An 18,749-nucleotide genomic window follows, 5' to 3' on the forward strand; every position below is an offset into this window, starting at 1 on the left:
CGCACATCCGTTCAACACCACACCGACACCGTACTTTTTCAACGAAGGAACACCGCTATGCAACGCCGACATCTCATCCAAGCCGCTGCTGCTTTGCCCCTGGCAGCCCTGGTCCAGCGCACATCCTGGGCACAAGGGGGGGCGGAGCTCTATGCCGGAGAAAAAGAACTCTACGAGCTGGCCAAAAAAGAAGGTTTCTGCGTGTCCTTCGACACCGGCCCGGAATGGGCCAATTGGAAGGCCTTGTTCGCCGAGTTCAAGAAGCGCTACCCCGATGTTGAGCTGAGCTACAACGACCTGGGATCGGCCGCCACCGTGGTCGCACTGGAGAAGATGCGCCGCCGCCCCCAGGCAGACACCGCGTACTACTTTGCGGCCTCGGCCGTCGATGCCGCGAAGAAGGATGTGGTGGCGCCGTTCAAGCCCATCCACTTCGACAAGCTGCCCGAGGTGTTCCGCGAGGCGGAAGGGCGCTGGTTCACCATCCATACCTTGAACATCGCCTTCCTGGTGAACAAGAAGCTGGTCAAGAATGTGCCCACCGGCTGGGCCGACCTGCTCAAGCCCGAGTACAAGAACAGCGTGACCTACCTGGACCCGCGCAGTGCCGGTGTGGGCCAAGTGCTGACCTTGGCCGCAGCCTATGGCAACGGTGGCAGCGTGGACAACGTCAAGCCCGGCACGGACTACCTGGGCAAACTGCATGCCGCCGGCAATGTGCAGCGCGTGGAGGGCACCACCCCCTATGCCAAGTTCATCAAGGGCGAGATCCCCATCTGGATCGGCTACGAGAACGATGGCCTCAAGGCCAAGCATAGCGATGGCATGGGCGATGCCTGCGAGGTCGTCATCCCCAAGGAAGCCAGCGTGGCTGCACCGTATGCCATCAGCCTGGTGAAGGGCGGCCCCAACCCGAACGCCGGCAAGCTGTGGCTGAACTTCATCATGAGCGAGGCCGGCCAGCAGCTGTTTGCCAAGGGCTTTGTGCGTCCTGCGGTGCCAGGCGTCAAGTTGCCCGACGATGTGGCCAGCAAGCTGCCGGCGGCAGCGCAGATCCGTCCGCTCGATGTCATCAAGGCCTCGGCCAAGAAGGCAGAGATCGACCAGCTCTGGGCGCAGGCCACGCTGGGACGCTCATGAGCGGTTGGATCCGCCGTTTCGGCGCCTGGCCTGCCTGGTGCTTCATGGCGCTGTTCTTTGTGCTGCCCCTGGCATCGCTGGTGCCCGAGGCCATGACGGACGGCGGCAGCGCCTTTGCCCGCTTGTGGAGCAATCCACTGCTGGGCCGGGCCGTGCTGAACACCTTGGTGCTGGGCCTGACCGCCGGTGCTGTCTCTGGCCTGGTCGGCACGGTGATCGCCATTGAGCTGGGGCGCCAACCGCTGCAGCGCCGCCGCTGGATGATGACCTTGCTAGGACTGCCGCTGGCCTTCTCGGGCTTGGTGATCGCCTATGGCTTCATCCTGGCCTTTGGGCGCTCGGGCTTTGTCACACAGCTGCTGGTGGCGCTGGGCTTTGACGGCGCTGCCGTGGGCAGCTGGATCTATGGCACGGTCGGCCTGGGCTGCGCCTATGCCTACTACCTTGTGCCCCGCGTGGCGCTGTCGCTCTACCCGGTGTTTGCCAACCTCGACCTGCGGCCCATGCTGGCGGCGCGTACCTTGGGCGCCACGCGCTGGCGCGCGTTCCGCGACACGGTGGTGGCCGAGGTGGCGCCATCGGTGGTGTCCAACGCCTGCCTGGTGGCTGCCATTGCGATGGGCACCTACGGCACGGCACTGGCGCTGGTGGGGACACAGCTGAACATTCTTCCGCTGATGCTGTTTGCACAGGTCAGCGATGGCGGATCGGACCTGAGCGTCGCATCCGCCTTGTCATTGCTTTTGATGGCGCTGTGCGTCATCGTCATGGGATTGGGAGACGCGATTGCACGCCAACGTGAACAACATGCAGCAGGATCACATTGAGGCCCTGGGCTTGCCGCCCGGGCTGACCGAGGCGCTGCGGCGGCTGGCCCAGCGCCAAGCCAGCCCGGCGCGCCACCGTCGGCCGGTCGGGGTGATCGGCCCGGGTGATGCCGATGGCCAGGTCTACGCCGATGCACGCCTGATCGCCCGCGCGCTGGCCGCTGCCGGCATGGCGATTGTGTGCGGGGGGCGTGGCGGTGTGATGGCTGCCGCCTCGCAAGGCGCTACCGAAGTGGGCGGGGTCGCCATCGGCATTCTGCCCGAGGAGGACGAGCGCAATGCGAATCCCTATCTCAGCGTGGCCTTGCCCACGGGCATCGGCGAAATGCGCAATGCCCTGATTGCGCGCAGCGCCCTGTGCCTGGTCGCCGTGGGCTACAACATGGGAACGCTCTCCGAGATGGCCCTGGGCCTGAAGTGGGAGCGCCCGGTGTTCGTGCTGCACGGCGAGCTGTCCTTGCCCGGCGCGGTGGAGGTGGCAGATGTGCAGCAGATGCTGGGCTGCGTCGTGGACTGCCTGTTGGGCGATGCTGCGTCTGCCTGAATGCCGGGCTGAACGCCGCCAATGTGGCCGGGAGGGCGCCTACCCCTCCCGGTGCAAGAACTGCTTTCTATAGCTCGCCGGCGAAATCGAAAACATCCGCCTGAACTGCAGGCGAAATGACACGGTGGAACCAAAACCTGCCGTCTCTGCCACCTGGTCGATGGAGCCATCGCCGCGTTCCAGCAGGCGCTGTGCGACGGCCAGGCGTTGGTGCAGCAGCCATTGCACGATGGTGGCGCCGGTCTTGCGCTTGAAATGGCGGCTGAAGTTGCGCGGGCTCATATGGGCCTTCTGGGCCAGTTGCTCGACATTGATGGGCTCGTTGAGGTGGGCCATGGCCCAGTCCAGTGCGGCGGAGACGGCATCCGGGCGCTCGGTTTCGGACAGCGGCATCTCGATGTACTGCGACTGGTTGCCGTGGCGGTGCGGCGCAACGACCAGGCGGCGTGCCACGCGGTTGGCGATTTCTGCGCCATGGTCCAGGCGGATCAGGTGCAGGCAGCAGTCAATGGCGGCAGCCGTGCCGGCCGAGGTGGTGATATTGCCGTCGTCGGTGTAGAGCGCATGGCGGTCCAGCTTGACGTCGGGGTGGTCCTTGGCGAAATCATCGGCCCAGGCCCAGTGCGTGGAGGCCGAGCGGCCTTGCAGCAGCCCGGCCTGGGCCAGCACAAAGGTGCCCAGACACAGGCCTACGACGCGCGCGCCGCGCGCATGCGCCTGCTGCAGCGCGACCAGCATGGCGGCAGAGGGCAGCGCCTCGGGTGAACTCCAGGACGGAATGATGACCGTATCGGCCTGCTCCAGCGCTGCCAGGTCGTGCTCGACCTGAATCGCGAATCCGGACAGCGTGGACACAGCGCCAGGGCGCTCAGCGCAGACCTGGAGCGCATAGCGCGGTGCGCCCAGACGCAGCAAATCGTCCCCAAACACGATGCAGGGGACGGACAAATGGAAGGGGCTGATCCCGTCGTAGGCAATAACAGCGATCGTGTGCATGGCGTTGAATCGGTGGATTTGGCCGGATCTTAGCGCAACTTGTCTATTTGGCTACTTTTGCATTTTGGGGGAATAAACAGAATAGAGCCATCGATTCAGGCCAACGCGAAATCCTAAAAGCCTTAATCGAGGAAGTTATTCAATCTTTTAATGCAAGGAGTTAATGATGAAGTTTTCCATCGCTGCCGCCGTTCTGGCCACCTCTTCGTTGATCGCCTGCGCGGCTGGCGCTGCGGATGGTCTGGTCTCGGTTCCGGTGTCCCAGCTCAAGTGGACCGAACTGACCGGTTCGAACGGCATCATGTATGCCAATGTGCGTGGCAGTCTGACGGGCAACGGCCCCTACGAGGCCTTTGTGCTATTCCCCGCAGGCCGTGACAACCCCACCCACCACCATACCAAGTCGCTGCCTACCGTGGTGGTGCAAGGCACGTTCTATGCGGTGATTGATGGCAAGCGCACCGAATACCCTGCGGGTTCTTTCTACGATTTGCCCGCGGGCCTGGTCCATGAAAGCGGTTGCGTGGCGGGTATGAACTGCCTGCTGTTCCAATACCAAAGCGGTGGTTTTGATTTGGTGACTAAATAATATATTTCCACTGATGGATGATTTACTGCCCTGGCAGTGCGTCCATCGCGTTGGGACATAAAAAATGGCAGCCTAGGCTGCCATTTTTTTGTGCCTGGAACTTGTCCCGGGCTTGTACTTTTATAAGTCTGGAATCAATCCGCCGTAGGTGGCACGTAGCCGGCGGCGGCATCGGCGCCTTCGCCGAAGAAATGGTTTTCCATCTGGCGCGCCAGGTACTGGCGGGCCCGCTGATCGGCCAGATTCAGGCGGTTTTCGTTGACCAGCATGGTCTGGTGCTTGAGCCAGCCAGCCCAGGCTTCCTTGCTGACGTTTTCCCAGAGGCGCTTGCCCAGCTCACCAGGGTAGGGGGGAAAGTCGAGGCCCTCGGCTTCTTTGTGCAGTTTGACGCAGTTGACCATACGTGCCATGGGAGATGCTTCCTTCGTTGGGTTGACGCTGTTGCACTGGCAGGGTGCTCGCCCGATGCTGCCGCAGTCTGCTGGCGCTTGCCAAGCTGTGCCTGCTTTGTCCGCACCACCAACCAGGGTTTGGGTGCGGGTGAGCCTCCTGCCTTGCCAGCCCCGAAACCGGGCCCGGCGATGCGTTTTCGCGTCTTGTTAATAAGTTTCAGTCATAAAAAACTGAATTAATAGTAGTTTGAGTTTTTATGGCTGCGTTTCAGAATGTGTTCAGGCCTCTAGCCCTACGACTTTTGCCATTCTGAAAGTGTTCCATGCAACAACGCCGCCACTTTATCAAGTTTCCGATAGCCGCAGCCGCAGTCGCGTCTCTGATGGCGCTTGCGCCTGCCGTTTTTAGCGGCGCAGCCCATGCCCAGGCACCCGCCCCAGTGACCTTGCTCAATGTGTCCTATGACCCGACCCGTGAGCTCTACAACCAGTTCAACCAGGCTTTTGCCAAGCACTGGAAGGACACGACCGGCCAGACCGTGACCATCAAGCAGTCGCATGGCGGCTCGGGCAAGCAGGCGCGCGCCATCATTGACGGCATTGAAGCCGATGTGGCCACCCTTGCACTGGCCGGTGACATCGATGCACTGAACAAGCACGGCCAGCTGGTGCCGGCCGATTGGCAAAAGCGCCTGCCGCTCAACAGCGCGCCTTACACCTCGACCATTGTGTTCCTGGTCAAGAAGGGCAACCCCAAGGGCATCAAGGACTGGGGCGATCTGATCAAGCCCGATGTGAAGGTGATCACCCCCAACCCCAAAACCAGCGGCGGCGCACGCTGGAACTACCTGGCTGCCTGGGAATTTGGCAAACGCACCTACGGCGGTGAAGCCGGTGCCAAGGACTACATCAGCAAGCTGTTCAAGAATGTGCCGATTCTCGATACCGGCGCGCGCGGCTCGACCGTGACCTTTGTGCAGCGCGGCCAGGGCGATGTGCTGCTGGCCTGGGAGAACGAGGCCTACCTGGCGCTGAAGGAATTTGGCCCCGAGAAGTTCGAGATCGTGACGCCTTCGCTGTCGATCCTGGCCGAGCCCACTGTGACCGTGGTGGACAAGGTGGTGGACAAGCGCGGCACCCGCAAGATTGCCGATGCCTACCTGCAGTACCTGTACTCGGATGAAGGCCAGGACATTGCCGGCCGCAACTTCTACCGCCCCACGGCCGAAGCAGCCAAGGCCAAGTACGCCAGCCAGTTCGCTACTCTGAAGCTCTTCACCATCGACGAAGCCTTTGGTGGCTGGACCAAGGCAGATGCTGCGCACTTTGCCGATGGCGGCAGCTTTGACCAGATCTACACCAAGAAATAAGCAAGGACGCTGAACAAGCCGCCGGGTAACCCCTGGCGGCTTGTTCCCAAAAGGTGAATGTTATGAATTTTCAGCAACTGCGGGCCGTGCGTGAGGCCGCCCGCAATGGCTACAACCTGACCGAGGTGGCGCATGTGCTCTATACCTCGCAGCCAGGCGTGAGCCGCCAGATCCGCGAACTGGAAGACGAGCTGGGCGTGGATATCTTCATCCGCGCCGGCAAGCGCCTGACCGGGCTGACCCCGCCGGGTGAAGCCATTTTGCCGATCGTGGACCGCTTGCTGCTGGAGTCCGAAAACCTGCGCCGCGCCGGTGCCGATTTCCATGCCAGCCGCAGCGGCCAGCTGAGCATTGCCGCCACCCACTCGCAGGCCCGCTATGCGCTGCCACTGGTGGTGCGTGATTTCCGCGAGCAGTTTCCCGATGTGGCCCTGCACCTGCACCAGGGCTCACCGCGCCAGGTGGCCGAGATGCTGCTGAGCGGCGCGGCCGATATCGGCGTGGCCACCGAGGCCTTGACCGGCTATGCCAGCCTGGCCACCTTGCCGGGCTACCGCTGGACCCACTCGGTCGTCGTGCCGCCAGGCCACCCCTTGCTGGCCCAGCAGGAATCCGGCCGCCCGCTGACCCTGCAGTCGCTGGTGCGCTTTCCGATCATCACCTATGAGCAGGGCTATACCGGCCGCTCGCACATCGATGAATCCTTTGCCGCCGCCGAGGTGACGCCCAATGTGGTGCTGACCGCCATGGACGCCGACGTGATCAAGACCTATGTCGAGCTGGGCATGGGCATTGGCATCGTGGCCTCGATCGCCTTTGACGAGGAGCGCGACCGCAATCTGCGCGCCATCGATGCCGGGCATTTGTTCAAGGTCAACACCACCCGCATTGCACTGCGCAAGGGGGTCTGGCTGCGCGCCTATGCGCTGCAGTTCATCGAAAGCTTTGTGCCCACCTTGAAGCGCGAGGTGGTGTTGCAGGCGGTTTCTGCCACCGCGCCCGACGAGCCAGCAGCGGCTGCCACAGCGCAAAAAGCCGCCTGAACGGCTGGCACTGACATAGCGACGGGACCCCGGCTGACAAGAATAGAAACAAAGTTTTCAATATGCGCAAGCTATGATGCACGTTTTCAACGTGTAGATGAGGAGATAGCGAATGCGCAAAACTTTGATGCTCACGGGTCTGGTCGCAGCCATGGCCTTGGCTGGCTGCAAGACCATGGACGCGGGCAACCTGAGCGGTCTGATGGATTCTGGCTCCACAGCGATGAAGGCCATGACATTGACCGATGGCGATGTCGTGGCCTTGTCCAATGAATCCTGCGCTGCGCTGGACCAGCAAAACAAGCTCGCACCCGCGAACAACAAATACAGCCAGCGCCTGGCCAAGGTCGTGGCCAACATGCCGCAAGAAGTGGAAGGCAAGAAGGCCGACTACAAGGTGTACCTGACCAGCGATGTGAATGCCTGGGCCATGGCCAATGGCTGCATCCGCGTCTACAGCGGCCTGATGGACCTGATGAACGACGACGAACTGCGCGGCGTGATCGGCCATGAAATCGGCCACGTGGCCCTGGGCCACAGCAAGCGCCGCATGCAAACCGCTTATGCCACATCGGCTGCGCGCCAAATCGCTGCAAGCAGCGGCAATGCCACCCTGGCATCGCTGTCGAGCTCGCAAGCGGGTGAGTTGGGTGAAAAGTTCATCCATGCGCAGTTCTCGCAGTCCAACGAGTCTGCCGCCGACAACTACTCCTTTGACCTGCTCACCAAGCAAAAGATGGAACGCAAGGGCCTTGTCACGGCCTTCCAGAAGCTGGCCAAGTTGAGCGGCGGTGGCGGCGGCTCCTTGATGGATTCGCACCCCCCGTCGGAAGCCCGCGCCAAGGCGATGCAGGCACGCCTGGACAGCGGCAAGTAAACCTCCGCAACACCAAGGACTGGCAGGCTGCAAGGCAGCTGACCAGTCCTTTTTTGCGTCTGCACCTCGCGGAGGGGCCTGCCGCCGGTGCCTCTGCGACCTTGCTGCACAGCGCGGGCTGCTATGCTGGCTGCCCAACTCCAAGAGATGTTATGCAGTTACTGTTGTTGAGCAACTCCCGTGCCCCCGATGGCGGCTACCTGACTTTTTGCCGCGATGCGCTGGCAGCCCAGATGCAGGGCCTGCAAAAAGCATTGTTTGTGCCCTTTGCTGGGGTCAGCCTCAGCTGGGATGATTACTGCGCTCAGGTGCAGGCGGCCATTGCACACACCGGCGTGCAGCTGGTGGGCGCGCACCAGGATGATGCCCTGGGCCAGTTCTTGGCTGGAGATATTCAGGCCATCATCGTCGGCGGCGGCAATACCTTCCAGCTGCTGGCTGAATGCCGCAAGCGGGGCTGGCTGGTGCGCATCGGCGATGCGGTGCGCTCGGGCCGCATGTCGTACACCGGTTGGAGTGCTGGCGCCAATCTGGCGGGCCTGACGATCAACACCACCAATGACATGCCGATCGTCGACCCCCAAGGCTTTGGCGCGCTGGGCCTGGTGCCGTTCTGCATTAACCCGCACTACAACAACAGCCTGCCGCCCGGCCACCAGGGCGAAACGCGCGACCAGCGCCTGGCGGAGTTCTTGATCGCCAACCCGGACAAGCAGGTGGTCGCATTGCCCGAAGGCAGCTGGCTGCGCGTGCAGGGCGGCCAGGCTGAGGTGGCGGGGCAGTTTGCGGCCAAGCGCTTTGCGGCGGGCAAGCCGGTTGAGGACTTGCCCGTGGGGACTGCGCTGGCGCTTTAAGGCTTACTTAGACGCGCTCAAAGATGGCGGCAATGCCCTGGCCGCCACCAATGCACATGGTGACCAGTGCATAGCGGCCACCGGTGCGGTGCAGCTCATGGATGGCCTTGACGGTGATGATCGCACCGGTGGCACCAATCGGGTGGCCCAGCGAAATGCCCGAACCATTGGGGTTGACCTTGGCCGGGTCGGCACCCAGGCCCTTGGTCACCGCGCAGGCTTGTGCTGCAAAGGCTTCATTGGCTTCGATGACATCCATCTGGTCCAGCTTGAGGCCGGTCTTGGCCAGCACGGCCTTGGACGCTGGCACTGGGCCAATGCCCATGATCTTGGGATCCACGCCGGCATGGGCATAGCCCACCAGACGGGCGAGCGGCTTGGCGCCACGCGCTTGGGCGGCGGCGGCTTCCATCAGCACCACGGCGGCTGCGGCGTCGTTGATGCCGGAGGCATTGGCGGCGGTAACCGTACCATCTTCCTTGATGAAGACGGGCTTCATCTTCTGAAAGTCTTCGATCTTGGCGCCGGCGCGGAAGTGCTCGTCCTTGTCAAAGCTGATGTCACCCTTCTTGCTTTTCAGGATGACCGGCACGATCTGGCCGGCAAAGCGGTTTTCTGCCCAGGCCTGCTCGGCGCGCTGGTGGCTGCTCAAGGCCAGTTGGTCCTGGTCATCGCGGCTGACACCAAATTCCTTGGCCACATTTTCGGCGGTCACGCCCATGTGGATATTGTGGAAGGGGTCGTGCAGCGCGCCGGTCATCATGTCGATCATTTTGAAATCGCCCATGCGTGCGCCCCAGCGGCTGGTGGTGCTGGCATAGGGTGCGCGGCTCATGTTCTCGGCACCGGCACCAATCGCCACGTCATAGTCACCCAGCAGAATGCCCTGGCTGGCCGTCACAATCGCCTGCAGGCCCGAGCCGCAGAGGCGGTTGACGTTCATGGCCGGCGTCTCCTGCGGGCAGCCGCCCTGGATGGCGGCCACGCGGCTCAGGTACATGTCCTTGGGTTCCGTGTTGACCACGTGGCCGAAGACCACATGGCCCACATCCTTGCCTTCAATGCCGGCGCGTGCCAGCGACTCCTTGACGACCAGCGCACCCAGCTCGGTCGGTGGAACATCCTTGAGGCTGCCGCCAAAGGTGCCGATGGCAGTGCGCACGGCGCTGCAGACAAGTACTTCACGGGACATGGAACGGTCTCCTGTTTAAGTTGGAATGGGCATGCAAATGTTGCCTTGCAGCATTATTGCCAGCCAGACCGCCGCTGTGCAAACCGCAGGCGGTCAGCGCGCACCTTGGTGACAGTCCATAAGGGTATGGGCCCGGCGGTGCGCGCCGTGGTTCAAGGCTCGCGGACGTCGGCGATCACATTCTGGCCAAAGTCGGCGCGGTCCAGCCAGCCCAGCACCTTGGCGCCGGCTTCGGCCGGGCTGCTGAGTTTGCCGCCTTCATGCAGGCCCTTGAAGTTGCCCACATCGGGGAAGGCGCCCGCATCGGCATTGCGCAGCTGCACCTGCATGTCGGTATCGATCACGCCCGGCGCGAGCGAGACGATCTTGGCGCCATGGGGCTTGTGGGCTTCTTCCAGCGCCACGCAGCGCGCATAGGCATCCATGCCGGCCTTGGCGGTGCAGTAGGCGGCCTGCGATGCCATCGGGCGGCGGCCCAGGCCGGAGGACACATTCAGCACCTTCTTGGGCACGGTCCAGCTGTCGGTGGCGCCCAGGAACACCCCCGTCAGCGCCATCGGCGCCTCCAGCCCCACGCGCAGTGCATTGCGCAGGTCAGGCGTGGCCAGCTCGGACAGCGGGGCGATCTGCGGAATCACTCCGGCGTTGTTGATCAGGGTGATGCTGGCCCAGTCTGCGGGCTGGAGGCTGCGCAGCCAGTCGCCCAGGCGCTGAGCGGCGGCATCGGTATCGCCCAGGTCCTGCTCCCACTGGATGAGCTGGTCAGGCGATGGGGCGGCAGCGGCCAGTTCGCTGGAGCTGCGGCGTGCGATGCTCAGCACGGTGTGGCCCTTGGCCAGAAGTTGCTGGCCCATGGCCAGGCCCATGCCGCGCGAGCCGCCGGTCAGGATGGAGAGGTGTTTGGTAGTCATAGCCAGCTATCGTAACGGGTTGGAGTGAAATCGGGCGATTTCTTCGCGCTGGCTCTTGCTTGCACCCTAGTGCAAGCTGCGGAACCAGCCCTTCGAACTCATCCCGATTGCACTCCAACGCGGCTGCGTCAAGATGGCAAACAGCTTCCAACAGCGGCGTTTTTCCCGGATGCCTGCACAGGCGCGGCGGCTTGGTTAGGATCGACAGCTTTGGAACCATTGAGACAAAGGAAGCACAGCATGAACCAATCCAAAGTAGCCATCGTGATCGCCGGTGGATCCGGCATGGGCGCAGCGGCGGCACGCCAGTTGCACCAGGCCGGCTATGCGCTGGGGATTATGTCGTCCTCGGGCAAGGGCGAGGCGCTGGCCCAGGAGCTGGGCGGTGTAGGGGTGACGGGGTCCAACCAGAATGTGGCCGACATGCAAAAACTGGTGGATGCCGTGATGGCGCGCTACGGCCGCATCGATGTGCTGGTCAATGGCGCAGGCCACGGCCCCAAGGGTGGCCTGCTGTCGATCAGCGATGAGGACTGGATCAAGGGCCTGGAGGTCTACTTTCTGAACGTGGTGCGTGCCACGCGCCTGGTCGCCCCCATCATGCAAAAGCAGGGCGGCGGCGCCATCATCAATATCTCGTCGGCCTGGGCGTTTGAGCCCGCAGCGCTGTTCCCCACCTCGGCCATGGCTCGCTCAGGGCTGGCGGCCTTCACCAAGATCTTCTGCGACGAATACGGCAAGCACAACATCCGCATGAACAATGTGCTGCCCGGCTGGATTGACAGCCTGCCCAAGAAGGACGAGCGCCAGGCGGCCGTGCCGCTGCAGCGCTATGGCAAGGCGGACGAGATTGGCGCCACCGTGGCCTTTCTGGCCTCCGAAGGGGCGGCCTACATCACCGGCCAGAACATCCGCGTGGATGGCGGCCTGATGCGCCACGTCTAAGACGAACCGGCCGTTCCAGGACGGCCTTTAGAAATCGGCCACCAGCCGGCAGTCCAGCCACTGGCCGGTCACCGGGTGGGCAAAGCCGAGCTGCTGCGCTTGCAGCAGCAGGCGTGGCGCCATGGTCTGCACTGCGGCGCTGGCATACAGGCCGTCGCCCAGCATCGCATGGCCGATGGCCTGCATATGCAGGCGCAGCTGGTGCGTGCGGCCGGTCAGCGGCTCCAGCCATAGGCGCGTGCTGCCAGCGGGGATGGCCGGCAGCGCGGCCGCTTCTTCAGCGTCCATCGCCCGCCACCAGGTCTGGCTGGGCTTGCCCATCTCCCAATCCACACGCTGCAAAGGGCGGCGCTCCCAGTCGGTGATCAGAGGCAGGTCCACCAGGCTCCATGCGTGGCCATCCTGCGGCATCGCGGAATGCAGCGCATGCTCGGGTGGCAGAGGCTGTGCAGCTGGATTGCCGCAGACCACGGCGGTATAGCGCTTGCGCACGGCACGTGCCGCAAAGGCATCGCCCAGCGCACGCTGCACGGCCAGGCTGCGCGCCATCACCACCAGGCCCGAGGTGGGTTGGTCCAGCCGGTGCACCACCAGCGCATCCGGCCATTGCTGCTGGGCCCGGGCACTCAGGCAGTCCTGCTTGTCTTCTCCCCGGCCGGGCACGCACAACAGGCCCGATGGCTTGTTCAGCACCAGCAGGTGCTCGTCGATGTAGGCGGGGATCAGCATGGCAACAGGGCAAAAAGGCAGCGGAGAAATGCGCCAGATTTTAAGGGCTGCAGCCTAGGTGACAGCGCGCAGTGCGCGTTGCGCGCCGCAGCCTGTACTGTATGCCTCGTCATAAGCTGCAGGCATTTGCTCATGCAGCCCGCTGGCAGTGCGGGTTGCTACGATGCCCTTTGCCGCGCACAAGCGCTATAAAAACAGATGCATGCCGGTGGTGGTATGTGCAGCCTTGACTGCGCGCCGCCACTGGCCATATCACAAGGAGACCCAATGCTAGGCCTGATGCAAAAGCAGCAACTGCTGACTTCCAACCTGCTGGAGTTTGCGGAGCGTTACCACCGCGATACCGAAATCGTCTCGCGCCGTGTGGAAGGTGATATCCACCGCTACACCTATGGCGAGTTTGCCCAGCGCTCGCGGCAGCTGGCGCAGACCCTGGATGGCATGGGGCTGGCCGCAGGCACGCGCGTGGCGAGTCTGGCCTGGAATGGCTACCGCCATATGGAGCTGTACTACGGCGTGGGCGGCTCGGGCCGGGTCATCCATACTTTGAACCCCCGCTTGCACCCGGACCAGGTGGTATGGATCGTCAACCATGCCGAGGACGAGGTGCTGTGCTTTGACAGCTGCTTCCTGCCGATCGTGCAGGCGATCCACGCGCGCTGCCCGACGGTACGCCAATGGGTGGCGCTGTGCGATGCCGACAAACTACCCGCCGATGCCGGCATCCCGGGCCTGGTCGCCTACGAGGCCTGGATCGCCGGCGCCGACGGCGTCTACCAGTGGCCCGAGTTTGACGAAAACACCGCCTGCGGCATGTGCTACACCAGCGGCACCACGGGCAACCCCAAGGCCGTGCTGTACTCGCACCGCAGCACCGTCTTGCATGCCTATGGCGCTTCGCTGCCCGATGTGATGGATATCTCCTCGCGCGATGTGGTGCTGCCGGTCGTGCCGATGTTCCACGTCAATGCCTGGGGCCTGCCGTTTTCCGGGCCGCTCAATGGCGCCAAGCTGGTGTTTCCTGGCCCGGCGCTGGATGGCCCCTCGGTCTACGCGCTGATGGAGGCGGAGAAGGTGACCTTTGCCGCCGGCGTGCCCACCGTCTGGCAGATGCTGCTGAGCCATGTGCAAAGCCAGGGCCTGCGCTTTGGCAGCCTGCAGCGCACCATCATTGGCGGCTCGGCCTGCCCGCCGGCGATGATCAAGACCTTCCAGGAAGACTATGGCGTCACCGTGCTGCATGCCTGGGGGATGACCGAGCTCAGCCCGCTGGGGACCGTCTGCACCTTGAAGCACAAGCACCTGGAGCTGCCGGCCGACACCCAGGCACAGCTGCTGGCCAAACAGGGCCGGGTCATCTTTGGCGTGGACATGAAGATCGTCGGCGACGATGGCCAGGACCAGCCCTGGGATGGCAAGACCTATGGCGACCTGCTGGTGCGCGGGCCCTGGGTGGTGGCGGACTACTACCGCAGCGAAGGCGCCTCGCCACTGGTCACCGATGCACAGGGGCGCGACTGGTTCCCCACCGGCGATGTGGCCACCATCGATGCCGATGGCTTTATGCAGATCACCGACCGCAGCAAGGATGTGATCAAGTCCGGCGGTGAATGGATCAGCTCCATCGATATCGAGAACATCGCGATGGCCCACCCGGCCGTGGCCATGGCCGCCTGTGTGGGCATGCCCCATCCCAAGTGGGACGAGCGGCCCGTGGTGTTTGTGGCGCTCAAAAAAGATGCGGCTGTGAGCGAGCAGGACTTGCTGGCCTTCTACCAGGGCAAGATGGCCAAGTGGCAGATTCCCGATGCGGTGCTGTTTGTCGATACGATTCCGCTGGGCGCCACAGGCAAGATGCTCAAGACCCGGCTGCGCGAGCAGTTCAAGGACTATGTGCTGCCGGCCTGATGGCTTCCATTTGATCCATTTCTTCAGGCAGACCAGGAGGCCTTTGCATGACGCGCAAGATTGGGCAATTATTTGATTTGACGGGCAAGACGGCACTGATCACCGGCGGCTCGCGCGGCCTGGGGCTGCAGCTGGCCCATGCGCTGGGCGAGGCTGGTGCCAAGGTGGTGGTGACCAGCCGCAAGGCCAGCGAGCTCGAAGCCGCGGTGGCAGAACTGGCGGGCGCAGGCATTGATGCACGCTGGATTGCCGCCGACTGCGCGGTGGACAGCGAAATCGAGCGCCTGGCGCAAGAGGTGCTGGCGCGCGAGGGCGATGTGGACATCTTGGTCAACAACGCCGGAGCCAGCTGGGGCGCGCCCGCCGAAGACCACCCGGCTGCCGCCTGGGACAAGGTGATGAGCCTGAATGTGCGTGGCTATTTTCTGCTGTCGCAGCAGTTGGCCAAGCGCTGCATGATTGCACGCGGGCAGGGCGCCATCATCAACCTGGCATCGATTGCTGGGCTGGGCGGCAACCCGGTGGCAATGAAAACCATTGCCTACAACACCAGCAAAGGCGCCGTCATCAACTTCACCCGCGCGCTGGCCGCCGAATGGGGGCATTACGGCATCCGAGTCAATGCGCTGGCGCCCGGCTTTTTCCGCACCAAGATGGCCAATGGCCTGATTGACCAGATCGGCGAGGATGCGATGACCGCCGGCGTGCCACTGGGGCGCCTGGGCGGGGATGATGATTTGAAGGGCGCTGCCGTGCTGCTGGCCAGCGATGCCGGCAAGCACATCACCGGCCAATGCCTGGCCGTCGATGGCGGGGTGAGCATCGTCACGGCCGGCTGACGCGGACAGCTTGATTCGGTCCCGGAAATTGAAAGGGCTGCCTTTAATGGGCAGCCCGCTTTCGCTGGATCAGCTGTGGTCCGTCTGGGCCAGGTAGAACCACTCGCGGTTCACTGCGGCATCGGGCTGGGGGAAGATCACGCAGCCATCGAAGGGCGCCAGAATCTGGCTGCCATCGGCGCGGGTGGCGAGCAGGTCACCTTGGCTGAACGGGTCAAAGTTCTGCCACTCTTTTTGCATGCGGTCATCGGCGCTTTGGCGCATGAACACCTGCTTCATGTGGTGGGTGGTGTACTGGGCGACGGGCTCGACGCTCACATCGGCCATCTCCAGCAGGTTCAGCACGCCGGCGATGCAGCGGTCCGCCACCTCGATGGCCTGCGGCTCTTCGTGCGAGCCTGATTCCACGGTGATCGCATAGCCGCCCCGGCTGCGCATGAACTCATTGGTGCCGATGCCATGCTCGGGGCGAATGGCGCCGCCGCTGGCCTTGACCGCTTGCTCGTACACCTCCAGCCAGCCTTGCACGATGACGGGCAGGCCCACGGCCTTGGCAAAGGCCTCTTCCTCTTGCTGGCGCGCAAAGGGCTCCAGCGTGCCGGTGTTGTTGAGCGGGCCGGTCATCGCAAAGGCCCGGCCTTCGCCGCTGTAGGAGTGCAGATCGAGCAGCGCATCATGGCTCTCCAGCAGCGGTGCCAGTGCATTGACCATGTGGTCTTCAAAGTTCTGCGGCTCGGCCTGGGGCACAAAGTTGCGGTTCAGGTTGCGGTCGCCTTCGCGCTCGTTCTTGATAAAGGCCTTGGGGTTGGCCACGGGCACCATGGTGAGGCGCCCGCGCTTGAGGCGCACCTGGCCCGATTCAAAGCGCTCGATCCAGCGGCGGATCGCATGCGTGCCGCTTTGTTCATTGCCATGCACAGCACCAAAGATCAGCAGGGACGGGCCCGGCACGGACGATGCCCAGCCGTAGCTGCGCAAGGCCGCGGGCTGCTCGGCGGAGGGGCTGTGGTCCAGTTGCGGAATGTGGAAGCGAGAGACAGTCATTGCAGTTTTCCGGTGTGATGGCATGCCAGCCCGGGCCGCTGCGTCACAAGCCTTGCATCCCGCCAGGGACTGTCGCACCAGAGCAGGGCGCAAGGTTTATACCCACAACCGTGGGGCAGGGGGCGGCGTGTGCCATTGGCAGCTGCTAGCAGGTGCCAGCAGCCATCCTACCGCATCGGGCGCTGCAGGCGGTCGATTCTGCTATCAATTTTGATACGCAAAGCAATTGTTACCTGGCCAGCTCGGTGCCCGGGGCAGCCAAAAATGAGAAAGGCTGCCAAGGCAGCCTTTGCGGGAGCGTGGGCAACCGGGCCCAGCACGCTTATGCGGCGCGGGTGAAGACCAGGTCCCAGACCCCGTGGCCCAGGCGCAGGCCCCGGTTCTCGAACTTGGTCAGAGGGCGGTACTCGGGCTGCGGCGCATAGCCGTCGGCCGTGTTCTTCAGGTCGGGGTTGGCCGACAGCACTTCGAGCATCTGCTCGGCATAGGGCTGCCAGTCGGTGGCGCAGTGGATATAGCCACCGGGCTTCAAGTGGGCCACCAGCTGGGCCACAAAGGGCGACTGGATCAGGCGGCGCTTGTTGTGCTTTTTCTTGTGCCAGGGATCGGGGAAGAACACATGGATGCCGTCGAGCGAGCCCGGCTGCAGCATGTTCTCCAGCACTTCCACGGCGTCATGCTGGAAGATGCGGATATTGGTGATGTCCTGCTCGCCAATGCGCTTGAGCAGTGCGCCCACGCCCGGCTCATGCACTTCGCAGCACAGAAAGTTGTCGTCCGGGCGCACGCGGGCAATGTGCGCGGTGGCCTCGCCCATGCCAAAGCCGATCTCCAGAATCACCTTGGCCTGGCGGCCAAAGGCGGCTTCGGCATTGAAGGCCTCACCGGTATAGGGAAGCACATAGCGGGTGCCCAGGGTTTCAAAGGCCTTGGCCTGGCCGGTGGTGGTGCGGCCTGCGCGGCGCACATAGGAGCGGATGGTCTTGGGATGGGCGACATCCGCAGGCGCATGGCCGGGGGCACTGCTGGCATCGCGTGCGTTGGTGATGATGGGCTCGGGCACGGGGCCAGCAGCAGGCGTCGAAGAAGATTGCATGGTCATGGAGGTGCCGCTCAGCACAAGCGGCAGGGTGGCGCTTGCCCGGCAAGGGGCGCTCGGCCGCGTCAAAAAAGGGGCTATTGTAGATTTTTCCGGTCTGCAGTGGCAAAACACTGGGCAATCGCCGTGCGTGCTGGCTGCCATCTGGCGGCAAAGTCGCTGCCTATAATGCCCTTTTCAATGTGAAGTCTGTCGTGATTGCAGGTCTGTATGCGGCAGGAAACACGGGGTATTGGGGCCCGCGCGCGGCATGCGCCTGGCGGCCTTTTTTTTGCCCCATGGGTTCCGGTATGGGCCTGCCAGTTGCGCCAGCATCTGGAGCAGCATGGACATCCTTTCGTCGTTGGAGCCGATCGTGCGCGACCTCATCGCGCCGGCGGCCGCGCATACCGATAGCCAGGCGGTCTACCCGCGCCAGGCGCTGCAGGCCTTGGGCAGCCAGGGGCTGCTGGGCCTGATCAGTGCCGCTGAGGTGGGCGGCATGGGCGCAGGCCTGCCCGAAGCCGTACAAGTGGTGGAGCGCATTGCCCAGGACTGCCCCTGCACGGCCATGGTGCTGACCATGCACTACTGTGGCGTGGCGCTGATCGAGCCTTTTGCGGCCGAAGACACGCGCCGCTCGATCGCGCAGGGCCACCACATCACTACCTTGGCGGTGTCGGAGACCGGCTCCCGCAGCCATATCTGGGCGCCAACGGGTACCGCCGCTGCGCAGGGCCAGGACGCGGTTCTGCTCAATGCCCAGAAAAGCATGATCACCTCGGCAGGCGAGGCCGATTCCTATGTCTGGATCTCGCGGGCCAGCACGGGCGAGGGCAATACGCTGTGGCTGGTCGACAGCCGCCTGCCCGGGCTGCAGATTCCGTCGCGCTTTGATGGCATGGGGCTGCGCGGCAATGCCTCGTCACCGATCATCGCCAAAGATGTGGCTGTGCCGCTGGCCTGCCGCTTGGGTGAGGATGGCCAGGGCGAGGACGTCAAGACCCGCTACCTGATGCCTTACTTTCCAACCCTGATCGCGACCACCTCGGTCGGCCTGATGCAAGGCGTGCTGCGCCGCGCGCTGCAGCATGTGGCCCACACCCGCTTTGCCGAAAACGGCAGCGGCCTGGCCGACCTGCCCACCATCCGCGCCTACCTGGCCAAGGCCCAGCTCAAGGCCGACCAGGCCCGCCTGTTGCGCGATGACGCCGTGCAAGCGGTGCTGGCAGGACGCCCCGATGCCAAGACCCGACTGTTGCAATGCAAGGCCGCTGCGGCCGAGGCGGCGCTGGAGGTGAGCGATACCGCCATGCGCGTCTGCGGTGGCGCGGCCTTCCGCAAGGAGCTGGGCATTGAGCGGCTGTTCCGCGATGCCCGCGCGGCCTCTGTGATGGCGCCCACCACCGATGTGATCTATGACCTGCTGGGCAAGGCGCTGTGCGACGCTGCAGCCTGAGCCCCCGTGACC

At 63.7% G+C, this 18,749-nt stretch carries 19 protein-coding genes; 12 read left to right on the plus strand and 7 right to left on the minus strand.

Translation table 11 applies throughout. The features are described from left to right. Window positions 1-57 precede the first annotated feature (57 nt). From EDF71_RS08125 to EDF71_RS08135, 3 genes are read left to right on the plus strand one after another with little or no spacing between them, the layout of a single operon-like run. On the plus strand, window positions 58-1,140 hold the full coding sequence (locus tag EDF71_RS08125) for an extracellular solute-binding protein (protein WP_133856082.1): 1,083 nt from the start codon (window positions 58-60) through the stop codon (window positions 1,138-1,140). Further along, window positions 1,137-1,967, plus strand: coding sequence for an ABC transporter permease subunit (locus tag EDF71_RS08130; protein WP_208301010.1), 831 nt, complete (start codon window positions 1,137-1,139; stop codon window positions 1,965-1,967). The genes EDF71_RS08125 and EDF71_RS08130 overlap by 4 nt, the downstream gene beginning before the upstream one ends. Beyond that, window positions 1,948-2,511 carry a lysine decarboxylase gene (locus EDF71_RS08135; RefSeq protein ID WP_133856083.1) on the plus strand — a complete coding sequence of 188 codons (564 nt, stop codon included), beginning with the start codon at window positions 1,948-1,950 and terminating at the stop codon, window positions 2,509-2,511. The genes EDF71_RS08130 and EDF71_RS08135 overlap by 20 nt, the downstream gene beginning before the upstream one ends. A 39-nt stretch (window positions 2,512-2,550) precedes the next feature. On the opposite strand, the gene EDF71_RS08140 is transcribed toward EDF71_RS08135, so the two are convergent. Continuing rightward, window positions 2,551-3,507 (minus strand): helix-turn-helix domain-containing protein, encoded by a 957-nt coding sequence (locus EDF71_RS08140; protein ID WP_133856084.1) that lies wholly within the window; start codon window positions 3,505-3,507, stop codon window positions 2,551-2,553. Between the two features lie 166 nt (window positions 3,508-3,673). On the opposite strand from EDF71_RS08140, the gene EDF71_RS08145 reads away from it, so the two are divergent. Next, complete coding sequence (locus tag EDF71_RS08145) at window positions 3,674-4,096, plus strand: cupin domain-containing protein (RefSeq protein ID WP_133856085.1); 423 nt, start codon at window positions 3,674-3,676, stop codon at window positions 4,094-4,096. Between the two features lie 134 nt (window positions 4,097-4,230). Here EDF71_RS08145 and EDF71_RS08150 read toward each other — a convergent pair whose 3' ends face one another. Then, window positions 4,231-4,506: an oxidative damage protection protein gene (locus EDF71_RS08150; RefSeq protein ID WP_133856086.1), complete on the minus strand. Its 276-nt coding sequence runs from the start codon at window positions 4,504-4,506 to the stop codon at window positions 4,231-4,233. 305 nt (window positions 4,507-4,811) lie between these two features. On the opposite strand from EDF71_RS08150, the gene EDF71_RS08155 reads away from it, so the two are divergent. The 4 genes from EDF71_RS08155 (at window position 4,812) to pepE (ending at window position 8,632) form a co-directional block, all read left to right on the plus strand. After that, complete coding sequence (locus tag EDF71_RS08155) at window positions 4,812-5,858, plus strand: sulfate ABC transporter substrate-binding protein (RefSeq protein ID WP_133856087.1); 1,047 nt, start codon at window positions 4,812-4,814, stop codon at window positions 5,856-5,858. Between the two features lie 62 nt (window positions 5,859-5,920). Next, complete coding sequence (locus tag EDF71_RS08160; protein ID WP_133856088.1) at window positions 5,921-6,901, plus strand: CysB family HTH-type transcriptional regulator; 981 nt, start codon at window positions 5,921-5,923, stop codon at window positions 6,899-6,901. Window positions 6,902-7,013: 112 nt separating this feature from the next. Continuing rightward, the gene (locus tag EDF71_RS08165; RefSeq protein WP_243854221.1) at window positions 7,014-7,778 is read left to right on the plus strand and encodes a M48 family metalloprotease; all 765 of its coding nucleotides are present in this window, start codon (window positions 7,014-7,016) and stop codon (window positions 7,776-7,778) included. Window positions 7,779-7,930: 152 nt separating this feature from the next. After that, window positions 7,931-8,632 carry a dipeptidase PepE gene (pepE, locus tag EDF71_RS08170; protein WP_133856089.1) on the plus strand — a complete coding sequence of 234 codons (702 nt, stop codon included), beginning with the start codon at window positions 7,931-7,933 and terminating at the stop codon, window positions 8,630-8,632. Window positions 8,633-8,639: 7 nt separating this feature from the next. Here pepE and bktB read toward each other — a convergent pair whose 3' ends face one another. Continuing rightward, window positions 8,640-9,824 (minus strand): beta-ketothiolase BktB, encoded by a 1,185-nt coding sequence (gene bktB, locus EDF71_RS08175; RefSeq protein ID WP_133856090.1) that lies wholly within the window; start codon window positions 9,822-9,824, stop codon window positions 8,640-8,642. A gap of 152 nt (window positions 9,825-9,976) precedes the next feature. Then, window positions 9,977-10,735: an SDR family NAD(P)-dependent oxidoreductase gene (locus EDF71_RS08180; RefSeq protein WP_133856091.1), complete on the minus strand. Its 759-nt coding sequence runs from the start codon at window positions 10,733-10,735 to the stop codon at window positions 9,977-9,979. Window positions 10,736-10,975: 240 nt separating this feature from the next. Here EDF71_RS08180 and EDF71_RS08185 point away from each other — a divergent pair, with 240 nt between their 5' ends. Further along, window positions 10,976-11,680 carry an SDR family oxidoreductase gene (locus EDF71_RS08185; RefSeq protein ID WP_133856092.1) on the plus strand — a complete coding sequence of 235 codons (705 nt, stop codon included), beginning with the start codon at window positions 10,976-10,978 and terminating at the stop codon, window positions 11,678-11,680. Window positions 11,681-11,707: 27 nt separating this feature from the next. Here the strand turns inward: EDF71_RS08185 and EDF71_RS08190 are convergent, their stop codons facing one another. Next, window positions 11,708-12,409, minus strand: coding sequence for a pseudouridine synthase (locus EDF71_RS08190; RefSeq protein ID WP_133856093.1), 702 nt, complete (start codon window positions 12,407-12,409; stop codon window positions 11,708-11,710). 267 nt (window positions 12,410-12,676) lie between these two features. On the opposite strand from EDF71_RS08190, the gene EDF71_RS08195 reads away from it, so the two are divergent. Both EDF71_RS08195 and EDF71_RS08200 read left to right on the plus strand, forming a co-directional pair. After that, window positions 12,677-14,317: a 3-(methylthio)propionyl-CoA ligase gene (locus tag EDF71_RS08195; protein ID WP_133856094.1), complete on the plus strand. Its 1,641-nt coding sequence runs from the start codon at window positions 12,677-12,679 to the stop codon at window positions 14,315-14,317. Window positions 14,318-14,364: 47 nt separating this feature from the next. Then, window positions 14,365-15,156, plus strand: a complete 792-nt coding sequence (locus tag EDF71_RS08200) for an SDR family oxidoreductase (protein ID WP_133856095.1) — start codon at window positions 14,365-14,367, stop codon at window positions 15,154-15,156. 69 nt (window positions 15,157-15,225) lie between these two features. On the opposite strand, the gene EDF71_RS08205 is transcribed toward EDF71_RS08200, so the two are convergent. Together EDF71_RS08205 and trmB are read right to left on the minus strand one after the other, a co-directional pair. Then, window positions 15,226-16,200 carry a succinylglutamate desuccinylase/aspartoacylase family protein gene (locus tag EDF71_RS08205; RefSeq protein ID WP_166656485.1) on the minus strand — a complete coding sequence of 325 codons (975 nt, stop codon included), beginning with the start codon at window positions 16,198-16,200 and terminating at the stop codon, window positions 15,226-15,228. A 322-nt stretch (window positions 16,201-16,522) separates the two neighbouring features. Continuing rightward, entirely contained in the window at window positions 16,523-17,302 is a 780-nt protein-coding gene (trmB, locus tag EDF71_RS08210) for a tRNA (guanosine(46)-N7)-methyltransferase TrmB (RefSeq protein WP_133856097.1), read from the minus strand. A gap of 322 nt (window positions 17,303-17,624) precedes the next feature. On the opposite strand from trmB, the gene EDF71_RS08215 reads away from it, so the two are divergent. Beyond that, on the plus strand, window positions 17,625-18,737 hold the full coding sequence (locus EDF71_RS08215; protein ID WP_208301011.1) for an acyl-CoA dehydrogenase family protein: 1,113 nt from the start codon (window positions 17,625-17,627) through the stop codon (window positions 18,735-18,737). Window positions 18,738-18,749 lie beyond the last annotated feature (12 nt).

Origin of the sequence: Comamonas sp. JUb58 (assembly GCF_004364775.1) — a bacterium.
GTDB lineage: Bacteria > Pseudomonadota > Gammaproteobacteria > Burkholderiales > Burkholderiaceae_C > Comamonas.